We start from the raw sequence: 15,924 nt of genomic DNA, 5'->3' as shown, positions 1-15,924 counted from the left end.
CCGGTGGCCGGGGTCCACTCGTGCAGCAACTGGTGCTGCTCGGCAGCGCCCAGCAGCGGCAGGTCCCCCAGGCGCTGACGTGGCTGCTGGACAATGCCCTGCAGCAACTGCACCCAGGACTGGGCCAGACGCTCGATGGTGGACGCCTCGAACAGGTCAGTGGCGTAGGTCAGGGAGGCCCAGAGGCCATCCTCGGACTCGAAGGTATCCAGGCTCAGATCGAACTGGGTCGTGCTGTCCTCGCCACTGAGCATCTGCACCTGCAACCCTGGAACCTCCAGGGTTGCAGCGTCCTGGCGGGCGGCCGCCTGGTGGTTGAACATCACCTGGAACAGCGGGCTGTAGCTCAGGCTGCGCTCCGGCTTGAGGGCTTCCACCAGTTGTTCGAAGGGCAGGTCCTGATGCTCCTGGGCCTGCAGCGCGGCTCTTTTGACCTGACGCAGAAAGTCGCTGAAGCTCAGTTGCCCATCGACTTCAGCCTTGAGCACCTGGGTATTGACGAAGAAGCCGATCAGGCGCTCGGTCTCCACCCGGTTGCGGTTGGCGGTGGGCACCCCGACGCGGATGTCCGCCTGACCGCTGTAGCGGTGCAGCAGCACCTGGAACGAGGCCAGCAACAGCATGAACAGCGTGACCCCTTCACGCTGGGCCAGCTGTTTCAGGGCCCCCGGCAAGGCGCCATCCAGGCTGATGCCATGGCGCGCGCCCTTGTGGCTTTGCTGCAACGGCCGCGGATGGTCCAGGGGCAAATCCAGAACCTGAGCGCCACCTTCCAGTTGCTGCAACCAGTAATCCAGTTGCCGCTCGCGCTCACCGGCTTCCATCCACTGGCGTTGCCAGGCCGCGTAGTCCGCGTACTGCACCGCCAGCGCCGGCAACTCGGCCTGCTGCCCCTGGCTATGGGCGCCATAGAGCCGGATCAGTTCCTCCACCATCAACTGCATCGACCAGCCATCGGAAACGATGTGGTGCTGGACCAGCACCAGCACATGCTCGTCCTCCGCCAGGCGCACCAGGGTGGCCCGCAGCAACGGCCCCTGGCGCAGGTCGAACGGCTGACGTACCTGGGTGTCGATAACCTGCTTGATCAAGTCATCGGTGTTGCCGGCCTCCACCAGCAGGGACAAGTCCTGCTGGCTGATGGGCAAGCGGGCCTGGGCCGCGATCACCTGGATCAGGCCCCGGGCGCTCTCGACAAAGTGCGTGCGCAAGCTTTCATGGCGGGCGATCAAGGCATCGAAACTGCTTTGCAGGGCCCGGCTATCCAGCGAGCCGCGCAGGCGCAGGGCCATGGGGATGTGATAGGCGCTGCTGTCGGGGTCCAGCTGCCAGAGGAACCACTGGCGTTCCTGGGCATAGGACACCGCCAGCGGCTGCTGCCGGTCCACCAGGGGAATCGGCTGGAGTGGCTGGGCAGTTTCCGGGCCCAGCAGGCGGACGAAATCTTCCAGCGACTCGCCTTCGAACAACAGCTTGAGGGGGGCCTCGATGCCCAGCTCCTGGCGGATGCGCGACATCACCTGGGTAGCCAGCAGCGAATGGCCGCCGAGCTCGAAGAAGTTATCGGTCAAGCCGACCTTTTCCAGTTTCAGCACCTGGGCCCAGATCCCGGCCACTTGCTGTTCGCGCTCGCTGCGCGGGGCCACGTGGGCCTGCTGCAACAGGCTGCCGTCGATGGCCGGCAAGGCAGCGCGATTGAGCTTGCCGTTGGCGGTCAGGGGCAGCGCCTGGAGGAACAGCACATGGGCCGGAACCATGTAGCCCGGCAGGTGCTCGCGCAGCCCGGCCTTGATGGCGTCGCGCAGGGGCAGTTGCTCGGCAAGCGGATCCTGGCCGTTCCAGTCCAGGCCGGCGGGCACCACGTAGGCCACCAGTTGCGGGCCATCGGGACCTTCCGGGGCCAGCACCACCGCCTCGCGCACCGCAGGCAATTCCAGCAGCCGCGCTTCGATCTCCCCCAGCTCGATGCGGAAACCGCGGATCTTCACCTGGTGGTCGATACGGCCGATGTAGCCGACCGAACCGTCGGCCTGATAACGCGCCAGATCGCCGGTACGGTAGAGCCGCCCACCAGCCTCGCCAAACGGGTCCGGGACAAACCGCGCCGCACTCAAGTCGCCGCGGTTCAGGTAGCCCCAGGCCAGCCCGGCACGCCCGACATAGAGTTCACCGATGCAGCCCTTGGGCACCGGTTGCAGGTTGCTGTCCAGCAAATACCAGGACATGTCGGGGATCAGCTCGCCAATCGGGCTGGCCCCCGCCAGGCTCAGGTCCGCCACGGACAAGGGACGGTAGGTCACGTGCACCGTGGTTTCGGTGATGCCGTACATGTTCACCAACTGCGGGCGCTGATCGCCGAAACGCTGGAACCAGGGTTGCAGGGTATTGACCTCCAGGGCCTCGCCACCGAACACGATGTAGCGCAACCGATGCGCAGGCTCGGCGCTGCAGGCCACGTGCATCAACTGGCGGAACGCCGACGGCGTCTGGTTGAGCACCGTCACGCCCTCGCTGCAGAGCAGCGGGTAGAAGTCCTGGGCCGAGCGCGCCACCTCCTGGGGGACGATCAGCAGCCGCCCGCCATACAGCAGGGCACCGAAGATCTCCCACACCGAGAAGTCGAACGCATAGGAGTGGAACAGGCTCCAGACATCCTCGGCGCCGAACTGGAACCACTGCTCGGTGGCCGCGAACAGGCGCAGGACGTTGTGGTGTGGCTGCAAGGTGCCCTTGGGCTTGCCGGTGGAACCGGAGGTGTAGATCACGTAGGCCAGGTCTTCGGGCGTCACCCCGACCTCGGGGTTGTCGACCCGGTAGCCGTCCAGGGGCTGCTCCAGCAACCAGGTACTGCCGGCAAACGCCGGCAAGCCCTGCAGCAGATGCTCCTGGGTCAGCAGCAGGGCGATGGCGCTGTCCTGCATCATGTGCTGCAGGCGGTCCTGGGGATAGGCCGGGTCCAGCGGCACGTAGGCGCCGCCGGCCTTGAGGATCGCCAGCAGGCCGATGACCATCTCCAGGCTGCGCTCCACCGCCAGCCCCACCAGTACATTGGGGCCCACGCCCTGCTCGATGAGCTTGTGCGCCAGACGGTTGGCCCGCTCGTTGAGCTGCTGGTAGTCCAGGCTCTGCCCGGCGAAGGTCAGGGCAATGGCCTGGGGCGCCCTGGCGGCCTGAGCCTCGATGAGCTGATGGACGCAGGCCCGGGAAGGGAATGCCTGCTGCAGCCGGTTCCACTGGTCGAGGATCTGCGCCTGCTCGTCGGCCCCCAGCAATGGCAACAGGCCGATGCGCTGCTGCGGCTGGCTGGCCACGCCTTGCAGCAACTGGCGCCAATGGGCGGCCAGGCGCTCGATGGTGGCGGCGTCGAACACATCGGTGGCATAGACCAGGGACGCGGCGATCCGGCCCTGGGTTTCCACGGTGTCCAGGGTCAGGTCGAACTGCGCCGACTGCCCTTGGGAGTCCAGGGCCTCGATGTTCAGGCCAGGCAGGTTCAGGGGTTTACCTGCGCCCGCCGCTTCCACCTGGTGGTTGAACATCACTTGGAACAGCGGGTTGTGGCTCAGGCTGCGCTCCGGCTGCAAGGCCTCCACCAGTTGCTCGAAAGGCAGGTCCTGGTGCGCCTGCGCCGCCAGGGCGGTCTGGCGTACCTGCTGCAGCAACTGGCTGAAGGACATCTGCCCGTCGATCTCGGCCTTGAGCACCTGGGTGTTGACGAAGAAGCCGATCAGGCGCTCGGTCTCGACCCGGTTGCGGTTGGCAATGGGCACACCGACGCGGATATCGGCCTGGCCGCTGTAGCGGTGCAGCAGGGTCTGGAAAGAGGCCAGCAACAGCATGAACAGGGTCACCCCTTCCCGCTGGGCCAGGCTGCCCAGGGCTTCACTCAAGGGCTGCTCCAGGGTCAGCTCCAGGCGCCCGCCCCGATGGCTCTGCACCACGGGGCGCGGGCGATCCAGAGGCAGTTCGAGCAAGGGTTGCTCGCCGCCCAGTTGCGCTGTCCAGTAGGCCAGTTGCCGGTCCTTTTCACCGGCCTCCATCCAGTGGCGCTGCCAGAGGGAGTAATCGGCATACTGGATCGGCAGCGCCGGCAACGACGCCGTCTGCCCTTGGCAGAAACCGATGTAGAACGCGATCAGTTCATCCACCATGACCTGCATCGACCAGCCATCGGAGACGATGTGGTGCTGGGTCAGGACCAGCACATGGTCATCCTCGGCCACCTGCAACAGGCCGACCCTGAGCAACGGCCCGGCCAGCAGATCGAACAGCTGCCGGGTCTGGGCCTGGACGAAGTCCTGCACGGCCGCATTGATCTGCTGCTGGCTCGCCTGCGCCGGTAGTGCCTGGCGCACCAGTTCCAGGCGCGCCTCGGGGGCGACCACCTGCAGCGCCGTGTCGGCCTCCTCGACGAAATGCGTGCGCAGGCTTTCATGCCGGGCGATCAGGCTGTCGAAGCTGCGCTGCAAGGCCTCGACATTCAGTTTTCCGCGCAGGCGCAGGGCCTTGGAAATGTGATAGGCCGTGCTCTCGGGCGCCAGTTGCCAGAGGAACCACTGGCGTTGCTGGGCATAGGACAGCGGCAGGCGCTCCTGGCTCAGGCGCACCTCGGGAATCGGCAGGTTGGCCGGGGAGATGCCCTGTTCGAGCATCTTCTGCAGGTAGACCTTGCGCTTCTCCAGGGGCAGCAGGATGAAGCCTTTGACAATTTTCAGCGCGGTGGTGTTGTCCATTACACAGCCTCCATTTCGTCGAGCAACAGTTCCAGCGCACTCAGGTCGGCGCCTTGCACCTGGCCGGGCGTCTGTTGCAACTGGCTGACGAACAGCCCCAGGGTGGGAAATTCAAACGCCATCTGCACACTGACCTGGCGCCCAAGCTTGAGCTGGACTCGAGAGACCATCGCGGTTACCAACAAGGAATGCCCACCTAGTTCAAAGAAGTTATCGTTCATGCCCACTTGCTCGACCTCCAGCACCTGGGCCCAGATCGCCGCGACCTGCTGTTCCAGTTCGCTCTGTGGGGCGATGTAGGCCTGCTGCAACAGGCTGGCGTCGGCCTTGGGCAGGGCCTTGCGGTCCAGCTTGCCGTTGGGGCTCAGCGGCAGGGCCTCAAGGAACAGCAGGTGCGCCGGCAGCATGTAGTCCGGCAGCACCTCCTTGAGGGCCGCTTTGAGTTGCTCGCGCACCTGTGCCTGCTGTTCCGGGCTCTCTACCGCCACGCCCGCGGCCGCCACTACGTAGGCCACCAGCTGTGGACCACCGGCCGCCTCCTGGGCCAGCACCACGGCTTCGCGCACCAGTGGCAGCTCCAGCAGCCGCGCTTCGATCTCGCCCATTTCGATGCGGAAACCGCGGATCTTCACCTGGTGGTCGATGCGCCCGGCGTACTCGATCACGCCCTCGGCGTCATAGCGGGCCAGATCGCCGGAGCGGTACAGGCGACCGCCATCGCTGCTGAACGGATCGGGAATGAAACGCTCGGCAGTCAGGCCTGGACGGTCGTGGTAACCCCGGGCCAGCAGCTCGCCCCCGATCATCAGCTCGCCGGTGGCGCCGCTGAGGGTCAGGTTGCCGCTGTTGTCCAGCAAGTAGATGGAGCGGCCCGGCAAGCCCTTGCCCAGCGGCATCTGGCTCGGCAAGACTTGCCCGTCCTGCAGGTAACGGCTGCAGTCATGGGCGGTAACGCTCACCGTGGCCTCGGTCGGCCCGTAGGTGTTGAGCAGGCAGGCGTGTTTCAGGCCGGCCTTCTTCCACGCCGCCACGCCTTCTGCCGGCATGGCTTCGCCCCCCAGGTTGAGCTGGCGCAGGCGGCCGAAGTCGCGGGGTTCGCGGCTGGCGAAGTCCTTGCCCAGCATGAACCAGTAGGCGGTGCTCAGATCGACGATGCTGATGCCCTGCTCGATCAGCTCGCGGTAGAAGGTTTCGCTGTCCCACAGCGCCTTGCCGCGAATCACCACCGAGGCGCCACAGATCAGCGCCGGGTACAGCTGTTCGACAAAGGCGTCGAAGTTGAAGGTGGAGAACTGCAGGCCACGGTCTGCCGCGCTCATGTTGAAGTAGTCCCGGGAAACCTGGGCGTGCTGGGTCAAGGCGCGGTGGCTGATATCCACACCCTTGGGCCGGCCGGTGGAACCGGAGGTGTACATCACATAGGCCAGGTTGTCGGCCTGGGCCCGCGGCGCTGGATTGTTCAGGGAGTAGCCGTCCAGGCCCTGCTGATCCAGGCACAGGTGGGGTACCTCCACCCCGTCGCGCAGGCGTTCCAGCAGCGGCGACTGGGTCAGCAGCAGCTGGATGCCGCTGTCCTGCATCATGTAGTGCAGGCGCTCCTGGGGGTATTCGGGGTCCAGCGGCACATAGGCGCCACCGGCCTTGAGCACCGCCAGCAAGCCGACAATCATGTCTAGCCCGCGCTCCACGGCAATGCCCACCCGCACATCCGGGCCCACGCCCTGCTCGATCAACGCATGGGCCAACTGGTTGGCCCGCTGGTTGAACTGGCCATAGCTCAGTTGCTGGCCGGCGCACAGCAGCGCCACGGCATCCGCAGTGCGTGCGGCCTGGGCCTCGATCAACTGCTGGACGCAGAGCGGCGACAGGTCTCGCGCCGGAGTACGGCTGCGTTGCTCCTCGATCAAGCGGCGCTCGGTAGCGCCAGTCAACGCCAACTCGCCGATGCTCGACTGCGGCTGCTCCACCAGCGCCATGAGCACCTGCTCCAGGTAGCCCGCCAGTTGCCGGATGTTCGCCTCGGCGAAATGCTCCAGGGCATAGCTGTAGTCGAACGCCAGGGTCTGCCCCAGGTACACCGACAGGGTCAGCGGGTAGTTGGTCTGCTCATGGTTGGCCGCCATGCCGAAGCTCAACTGGGCCGGTGCACCTTGGGCCAGGGCCTCGGACACCGGGTAGTTCTCGAACACCAGGATATTGTCGAACAGCGCCTCGCCCCCCAGGCCCGCCCAGCGCTGCACGTCGTACAGCGGCGTGTGTTCGAAGTCGCGCAGGGCCAGGTTGCGTTCCTGCACCAGTTGCAGCCAGTCACTGACCGGCATGTCCGGGCGCGGCGCAGCCACGACCGGCAGCGTGTTGATGAACAGGCCGATCTGTTGCTCCACGCCCTTGAGCTCCGCCGGGCGCCCGGACACGGTGGCACCGAACACCACGCTGTCCTGCCCGGTGTAGCGTTGCAGCAGCAACAGCCACGCGGCTTGCACCAGGGTGTTGACCGTGACCTTCTGCTGGCGGGCGAACTCGCTCAAGCGTTGCGTCTGTTGCAGGTCCAGGTGCTGTTGATGGGCGGCGTAGCCCTTGCCGGCCAGGGCCTGGCCACCGCGGCTGATGGCCTGGGCCAGACGGGTTGGCTCATCCAGGACCGCCAGTTGCTGCTTCCAGAAGGTCTCGCTGAGCTGGGCGTCCTGGCGTTGCAGCCAGGCGATGTAGTCGCGGTAGCGCCCGGGCGCATGGCTCGCGAACTGCCCCGCATAGCGTTGCAGTACTTCCCCGAGCAGCCGTGAGTTGCTCCAGCCGTCCATCAGGATGTGGTGGTTGGTGTAGATCAGGTGGTAACGCTGCTCGCCAGTGCGCACCAGGGTCAGGCGCAGCAGGGGCGCGGCCAGCAGGTCGAAACCACGCAGGCGCTCTTCTTCGGCCAAGCCATCCAGGGCGGCCGGCACGGCCTCGTTCGCCCGCCAGTCATGCTCGACAAAGTCCAGGCGGATACGCTTGTGCACCACCTGGATCGGCGCCGGCAGCTCGCCCTGCCAGAGGAAGCCGCTGCGCAGGATGTCATGGCTGTCGATGGCCGCCTGCCAGGCCTGGCGGAAGCGCTCGGGTACGAGCCCGTCCACATCCACCCGCAGTTGGTTGATGTAGTCGCCCGCGCCCTGCTCGTAGAGGGTGTGGAACAGCATGCCCTGTTGCATCGGCGACAGCGGATAGAGGTCCTCGACCTCGGCCAGGGCCAGTGGCAACTGGTCCAGTTGCTGTTGGTTCAGGCCCGCCAGCGGGAAGTCCGACGGGGTTACCCCACGGTGCTCGGGCTGGCTGCAATGCTCGATCAGCGCCTTGAGTTCCCGGGCGTAGTCATCCGCCAGATGCTCGATGGTGGCGGTATCGAACATCGCCTGGCTGAAGGTCCAGCCCAGCTTCAATTGGCCGCCATAGACCTGGCCATTGATGCTCAGCCAGTTGCCCAGCGGAGCCTGGGCGCCTTGATCGGCACCCTTGGCTTCGGCGCTGGGGGCAAACCAGGCATCCGGCTCATCGAAGCTGCCATCGAACTGGCCCAGGTAGTTGAAGGTGATGCGTGGCACCGCCAATGCCGCGAGGGTCTGTTGCGCCGCTTCGTCCCCCAGGTAGCGCAGGGCACCAAAGCCGATGCCCTTGTTGGGCACGGCCCGCAGCTGTTCCTTGATGAGCTTGATCGAGTCGGCCAGGGCCGGCTGCGGCGTCAGCTTCACCGGGAACACGCTGGTGAACCAGCCCACGGTGCGGCTCAGGTCGATGCTGTCGAACAGCTCTTCGCGGCCGTGGCCTTCCAGTTGCACCAGGGCGCTGCTGTCGCCGGTCCAGCGGGTGATGACCCGGGCCAGGGCGGTGAGCAGCAGATCGTTGATCTGGGTGCGATAGGCCGCCGGCGCATCCTGCAACAGGCGCTGGGTATAGCTTGGGTCCAGCTCGGTGCTGACACTCCTGGCATCCTTGATCACCACCTGATCCGTTGCCCGGTCGCAGGGCAGGCCCGAATCCACGTCCTGCAACTGCGCCTGCCAGTAACCCAGCTCTTGCTGCAGCGCCGCGCTGCGGGCATAGGCTTGCAACTGGCCGGCCCAGGCCTGGGAAGAGCTGGTCTTGGCCGGCAGCTTGATGGTTTGCCCGGCGGCCTGCTGTACCAGGGCCTGATGCAGGTCCTCCAGCAGCACCCGCCAGGACACCCCGTCCACCACCAGGTGATGGATGGCCAGCAGCAGGCGCTGGGTGCCATCACGCAACGTGAAGAGCACGGCACGCAACAAAGGCCCCTGTTGCAGATCGAGGCTGCGTTGCGCGGTATCGCACAGGGCTTGCAACGAATCTTCAGTGGCGTCGTCCGCCAGCCACAGCAGCGCATCGGCCTGCGTCGCCGCCAACGGTGCCGCAGTCACCTGCCCCAGCGGGGCATAAGTCGCGACCCAGGCTGCGCCTTCTTCGACAAACTTCAGGCGCAGGCCGTCGTGGTGTTCGAGCAAGGCTTGCAAGCCCTGCTGCAGTGCCTCGGCACTCAGAGCCTTCAGCGGCTTGAGCAGCACCGACTGGTTCCAGTGATGCCGTTCCGGCACCGGGGTGTCGAAGAACCACTGCTGGATCGGCAGCAGCGGCATTTGCCCACGCACCGGGCCCTGGTCGATCTGCAAACCGCCCTCGCCCTGCTCCGCCACCGTGGCCAGCCCTTGCACCGTCTGGTGCTGGAACAGGTCCTTGGGGGTGAAGCGGATACCGGCCTGCCGCGCCCGGCTGACCACCTGGATCGAGATGATCGAGTCGCCACCCAGTTCGAAGAAGTTGTCGGTGACGCCCACCTGCTCAAGCTTCAGCACATCGGCCCAGATCGCCGCGATCTGTTGTTCCAGCGGGTTCTGCGGCGCGACGTAGGTCTGCTGCATCAGCTGCGCATCGACTTTCGGCAGCGACTTGCGGTCCAGCTTGCCGTTCGGTGTCAGCGGCAGTGCTTCGAGGAACAGCAGGTAGGTCGGCACCATGTAGTCCGGCAGGCTCTCGCGCAGGCGCGCCTTGATGCTCTCGCGCAACTGCGCCTGGCGCTCGTTGCTCGACGCCACCTCGGCGTCCACCGGCACGATGTAGCCCACCAGCTGCTGGCCGCTCGGCCCTGGCTGGGCGATCACCGCCACTTCCAGCACCGGGTCCTGTTCCAGCAGGCGCGCTTCGATCTCGCCCAGCTCGATACGGAAGCCCCGCACCTTCACCTGATGGTCGACACGGCCCACATACTCCACCAGGCCGTCGGTACGGTAGCGGGTCAGGTCGCCGCTGCGGTACAACCGGGCACCGGTGGTGCTGTAGGGGTCAGGGATAAAACGCTCGGCCGTCAGCCCCGGACGATCCAGGTAACCCCGGGCCACGCCCAGGCCGCCCAGGTACAGCTCGCCGGCCACGCCAACCGGCAAAAGGTTGAGGTTGGCATCGGCCACATAGGCGCTGCGGTTGCCAACGATATTGCCGATGGGCGCATAGGCCGCGTCGCACGGATCGCCCGCCTTGGCCTTCCAGATCAAAGGAGTCACCACGGTTTCAGTCGGGCCGTAACCGTTGAAGATGTACTTGGGCCGCAGCACTCGCCACGCCAAATCGTAACTGGCCTGCGGCACTGCATCGCCACCAAAGCAGTAGACCCGCACCGCCGGCGGGTTGCCGTCACGCTCGGCGTGCACCGCCAGTTGCTGCAGGTACACCGGCGGGAACACGCCCACGGTGACGCCGTAGCGGTGCATCTGCTCGTAGGTGAATTCCGGCGACCACAGGCTGTCATCACGGATCAGCACGCTGGCCCCGTAGATCAGCGGGTGCATCCAGCCTTCGTGGGAGCCGTCGAAGGCGAAGGACATGAAGTGCAACTCGCAATCCGCCGGGCTCATTTCATAGCGCTCGCCGGTGGCCAGGCTGTGCATGGCCAATGGACCATGGGACACCGCCACGCCCTTGGGCAAGCCGGTGGAGCCGGAGGTGTAGATCACATAGGCGAGGTTTTCCTCGGCCAGATCCACTTGGGGGGCGCTGGCCGGGTAGCCTGCAAAATCTGCGGCGCGTTCCACCGACAAGGTCGGCAGGCCATCGGGGATCGGCAAGCGATCCAACAGATGGTTCTGGGTCAGCAGCAGCCACGCGCCGCTGTCCTGCATCATGTAGCGCAGGCGGTCCTGGGGGTACTCGATATCCAGCGGCACATAAACCCCACCGGCCTTGAGCACGGCCAGGAAGGCCACCATGATTTCCGCGCAACGCGGCATGGCGATGGCCACCCGCACTTCCGGGCCAACGCCCAGCTCGATCAACTTGTGCGCCAGCTGGTTGGCTTGAGTATCCAGCTCGCGATAGCTCAGGCGCTGCTCGGCGAAGAACACCGCCGGGGCGTCCGGCGCCTTGGCCGCCTGATCGGCAAACAGCTGGTGGACAAAACGATGGGTCGGGTAGACCACATCGGTGTGGTCCCACTCCTGGCGAATGCGCCGCTGCTCGTCCTGGCCCAGCATCGGCAGCTCGCCCAGGGCTTGCTGCGGTTCAAGCATGCCTTGCAGCAGATTGCGCCAGTGATCGGCAAGGCTCTGGACGGTGGAGACCTCGAACAATTCGCCGGCATAGATGAACGAAGCGTTGATCCCGGCGTCGGTCTCCAGGGTTTCCAGGGTCAGGTCAAATTGCGCGGTACCGCCCTGCAGGACCATTTCCTCGGCTTGCAGGCCCGGCAGGCTGGTGCCGTCGGTGCTTTCCCCGGCAATGCTCAGGTGGTTGTACATCACCTGGAACAATGGGTTCTGATCCAGCGCACGCTGGGGCTTGAGGGCATCCACCAGACGATCGAACGGCAGGTCCTGATGGGCCTGGGCGGCCAGGGCCGTGGCCTTGACCTGACGCAGCAACTGCCCCACCGGCAGGCTCGGCGCCAGCTCGACGCGCATTACCAGGGTGTTGACGAAGAAGCCCATCACCCCTTCCATTTCCTGGTGGCGACGATTGCTCACCGGCACCCCGATGCGGATATCCGGCTGGTCGGAGTAACGGTGCAGCAGCAACGCGAACGATCCCAGGAACAGCTGGAACAGGGTCATGTCATGTTCCCGCGCCACCCGGCGCAACCCCTGTTCCAGGTCCGTCGGCAGGCGCAGGCCCAGGCGCTCCTGGCGGTGGGTGACCAGCGCCTGGCGTGGATGATCCAGAGGCAGCTCCAGAACCGGATGCTCCAGCCCCAGTTGCTGGCGCCAGTAATCCAGCTGACGCTGCTGCTCGCCCTGCTCCAGCCAGCTGCGATGCCAGTTGGCGTAGTCGGCGTACTGCACGCTCAACGGCTCGAACTGCGGTGCCTGCCCCTGGATCAAGCCGCGGTACAGCGCGACGAACTCCCGGGCCAGCACACTCATGGAAGCGCCATCGGAAATGATGTGGTGCAAGGTCACCACCAACAGGCAATCCTGCTCGGCGATCTGCAGCACCCGGGCCCGGCACAGGGGGCCGTGCTCCAAGTCGAACAGTTGCTGGGTCTCCTCCAGGGCGCGGGCCTGGACGGCCGCGCGGGGCAGGCCAGGCGTCAGCCGCTCCCAGGCCACACTGATCTCGCCTTGCGCATGCACCACCTGGCACAGACGGTCCTGATGCTGGGTGAAAGTGGTGCGGAACGCTTCATGGCGCTGGGCCAGGGCGTCGAAGGTCTGCTGCAAGGCAACCTGGTCCAGCTCCCCCTGCAACCGGACCACGATCGGCGTGTGGTAGGCGGTGCTCTGCGGATGCATCTGCCAGAACAGCCATTGCCGCTGCTGGGCATGGGAGGCCGGCAAGGGCCCATCACGCTCCAGCACCTCGATCTGCGGCAGTGCCGCGGCGCCCGCGCAGGCCTGTACCTGTTCGACGAATTCGTCCAGGCGCGAGGTTTCGAACAGCACCCGCAGCGGCACGTCCGCCCCCAGCAGGCGACGCACCCGGGACATGATCTGGGTTGCCAGCAATGAATGGCCACCCAGGGCGAAGAAGTTGTCGCCCAGGCCCACCCGCTCGACCTTGAGCACCGCCTGCCAGATCGCCGCGATGCCCTGCTGCAGCTCGCTGACCGGGGCCACAAAGGCTTCCACCGGCGCCTGCTGCTGCAATGGCGGCAGGGCCCGCAGGTCGAGCTTGCCGTTGGGGGTCAAGGGCATGCCGGCCAACGCCAGGAAATGCATGGGCAGCATGTAGTCGGGCAAGGCCACCGCCAGTTGCCGGCGGATCTCCTGCCACGCCGCCTCCGGTTCCTGAGCCTTGGCCAGTACCACATAGGCCGCCACTTGCGACTCGCCCGCCACACTGACCACCTGTGCCACGGCGTCTTCGACCTGGGGCAACTGCTTGAGGGCCGCGGTGATTTCCCCCAGCTCGATACGGTAACCGCGGATCTTCACCTGATGGTCGATGCGGCCCAGGTAGTCGATAACCCCGCCGTCCAGATAGCGCGCCAGGTCACCGGTGCGGTACAGGCGCTGCCCGTCGCCGCTGAAGGGGTCCGGCACAAAGCGCTCGGCGGTCAAGGCCGCGCGCTGGTGGTAACCCCGCGCCAGGCCGGCGCCACCCAGGTACAGCTCGGCCGGAGTGCCGGGCGCCACCGGTTGCAAGGATGCATCCAGCACCCGCGCACGGACGTTGGCCAGCGGCAGGCCCAGGGGCACCACCGCCCGCTCGTCCGCCAGCGTGGCGGCGGCCATGGTCAGGGCGCCGACCGTGGTTTCCGTGGGGCCGTAGTGGTTGAACACCGCGCACTCCGGTGCCAGGGTCGCGATCCTGCGGACCAGAGCCGCCGGGCAGGCCTCGCCGCCCAGCACCAGGCACTGGCGCGGCAGGGAACGGGCCGGTTCTTCGCCACTCATCAGCGCCTGCAAATGCGACGGGACGATCTTCAATACATCAATCTGGTGGGTGTGCAGGTAGGCGCCGAAGGCGTCGGCGTCCAACCCGGTATCCAGGTCGATCACGTGCAGGCAACTGCCGGAGCACAGGGCGCCGAACAGCGTGGTGTGGCCAAGATCCGCGGCGATGGTCGAGACCACGGCCATAGTGCGCGCAGCCCCCAGTGGCAGGCGCTGGATGATCGCCTGCACATAGTTGGCCAGGGCTCCGTGGGTGATGCTCACGCCTTTGGCGGCACCAGTGGAGCCGGAGGTGTAGATCGAATAGGCCAGGTTCCCGGCAGCCATCCCGGGCAAGGCTGCCAGCGGATCGCTGTCCGGCGCCCAGGCCTGTGCCTGATCCAGCAACAGCACCTCGACCCGGGCCGCCACCGGCAGCCGCGGCTGCACCGCCGTCTCGCTCAGCAGCAGGCGTACGCCGCTGTCTTCAAGCATGTAGCTCAAGCGCTGTTCGGGGTATTGCGGGTCCAGGGGCACATAGGCACCGCCGGCCTTGAGCACCGCCAACAGGCCCAGCACCATCTCCAGGGAACGCTCCACAGCGATACCCACCGGCACTTCCGGCCCCACGCCACGCGCCACCAGCGCTGCGGCCAGACGGCTGGCACGCAGGTCCAGCTCGCGGTAGCTCAGGCACTGCCCGGCGAATACCAGGGCCGGTGCTTCGGGCTGCGCGGCGACCTGGCGGGCAAAGAGTTCGAGCACCGATTCGGCGCTGAACACCTCTTCTGCGCCAGCCCCCTGGGCCAGGAAGCCCCGGTGCTGCTGGGCACTGAGCAGCGGCAGTTCGGCAAGCGCCGACTGCGGCTCGCGCACCATCGCCCACAACAGGTTCTGCCAGTGGCCGGCCATGCGCTCGATGGTCTGCGCTTCGAACAACTGGCAGTCGTAGGTGAAGGCGGCCTGCAACTGGCCACCGCGTTCGAAAGTGTCCAGGGTCAAGTCGAACTGCACCGTGCGCTCGTTGCGCGGCAAGGCCTGCACTTGCAGCCCGGAGCGGCTGTGCAAGGTGGTCAGTTCGGTGACCTGGGGCTGGTGGTTGTACAGCACCTGGAACAGCGGGCTGTGGCTCAGGCTGCGCTCCAGGTGCAGGGCTTCCACCAGGCGCTCGAAGGGCAGGTCCTGATGGGCCTGGGCGCCCAGGGTAGTCTCGCGGATATCGGCCAGCAGTTGCTGCACTGTCAATTGCGGGCTCAGTGCGGTACGCAGTACCTGGGTGTTGACGAAAAAGCCGATCAGCCCCTCGGCTTCCTGGCGCGTGCGGTTGGCGATGGGCACGCCGACCCGGATGTCCTGCTGGCCGCTGTAGCGCGATAGCAGCAGCTTGAAGCCGGCCAACAGCACGGCAAACAGGGTCACCCCCTGCTGGCGCGCCAGGGCGCCCAGTTGCTGGGCCAGGGGTTGTTCCAGGGCAAAATCCAGGCGGCGCCCCTGGCGGCTGGAATGGACCGGCCGCGGATGGTCGGTGGGCAGTTTCAGCGGCGGATGCTCGTCCCCCAGCTTGGCCCGCCAGTAGTCCAGTTGCCGCTCCTGCTCCCCTGCCTCCAGCCAGCTGCGCTGCCACAGGGCGTAGTCGCGGTACTGGATCGGCAGCGCCGGGACGTTCGGCACCTCACCCTGGAGCAGGCTGTCGTAGGCGTGCAGGAATTCTTCGATCAAGACCCCCATCGACCAGCCATCCGCGACGATATGGTGCAGGGTCAGCAGCATCACGTGCTCCTGTTCGCCCAGGCCCAGTACGCAGACCCGCAGCAAAGGCCCCTGTTGCAGATCGAAGGGCCGGCGCGCTTCGGCGTCGGCCAACTGCTGCACCCTGGTTTCGCGCTGCGCCGGGTCGAGGTCACAGAGCTCCCGATAATCGATGTCGACCCGCGCCTCCTGGATCAGCTGCCGAGGCTCATCGTCCTCCAGGGCAAAGACCGTGCGCAGGCTCTCATGCCGCTCCAGCAGCCAGTCGAAGGCCTGCGCCAGCACTGCCCGGTCCAGCGGCCCGCTCAGGCGGACCGCGTTGGGCAGGTTGTAGGCCGCGCTCTGCGGATCCAGTTGCCAGAGAAACCACATGCGCTGCTGCGCATAGGACAGGGCCTGGCGATCAGGCACCGCAACCCCCGCCGGAATCGGCAGCAGAGAGAAGTCGACGCCTTCCTTGTCCAGAGCCTTCAAGAACAGCCGGCGCTTTTCCAGCGGCAGTTCAATGAATCTGCGGGCGAGCTTCAAGGAGTCTTCTGCATTCATCGGGAGTCATCCGTACTTACTTGTTGGGTATCGAGCATTGGCTC

The 15,924-nt window shown here is 66.2% G+C and carries 2 protein-coding genes; both read right to left on the bottom strand.

What is annotated here, in order from left to right:
- Nucleotides 1-4,733 (bottom strand): amino acid adenylation domain-containing protein (locus ACUXVH_RS29120; RefSeq protein WP_445496582.1); only part of this gene is annotated, 4,733 nt, incomplete at its 3' end.
- The gene (locus ACUXVH_RS29115; protein ID WP_445496580.1) at nucleotides 4,733-15,880 is read right to left on the bottom strand and encodes an amino acid adenylation domain-containing protein; all 11,148 of its coding nucleotides are present in this window, start codon (nucleotides 15,878-15,880) and stop codon (nucleotides 4,733-4,735) included. The genes ACUXVH_RS29120 and ACUXVH_RS29115, both read right to left, overlap by 1 nt.
- Nucleotides 15,881-15,924 lie beyond the last annotated feature (44 nt).

The sequence above is a fragment of the Pseudomonas sp. 8(2025) genome (genome assembly GCF_052665325.1).
This window is presented reverse-complemented; position numbering and strand designations above follow the sequence as displayed.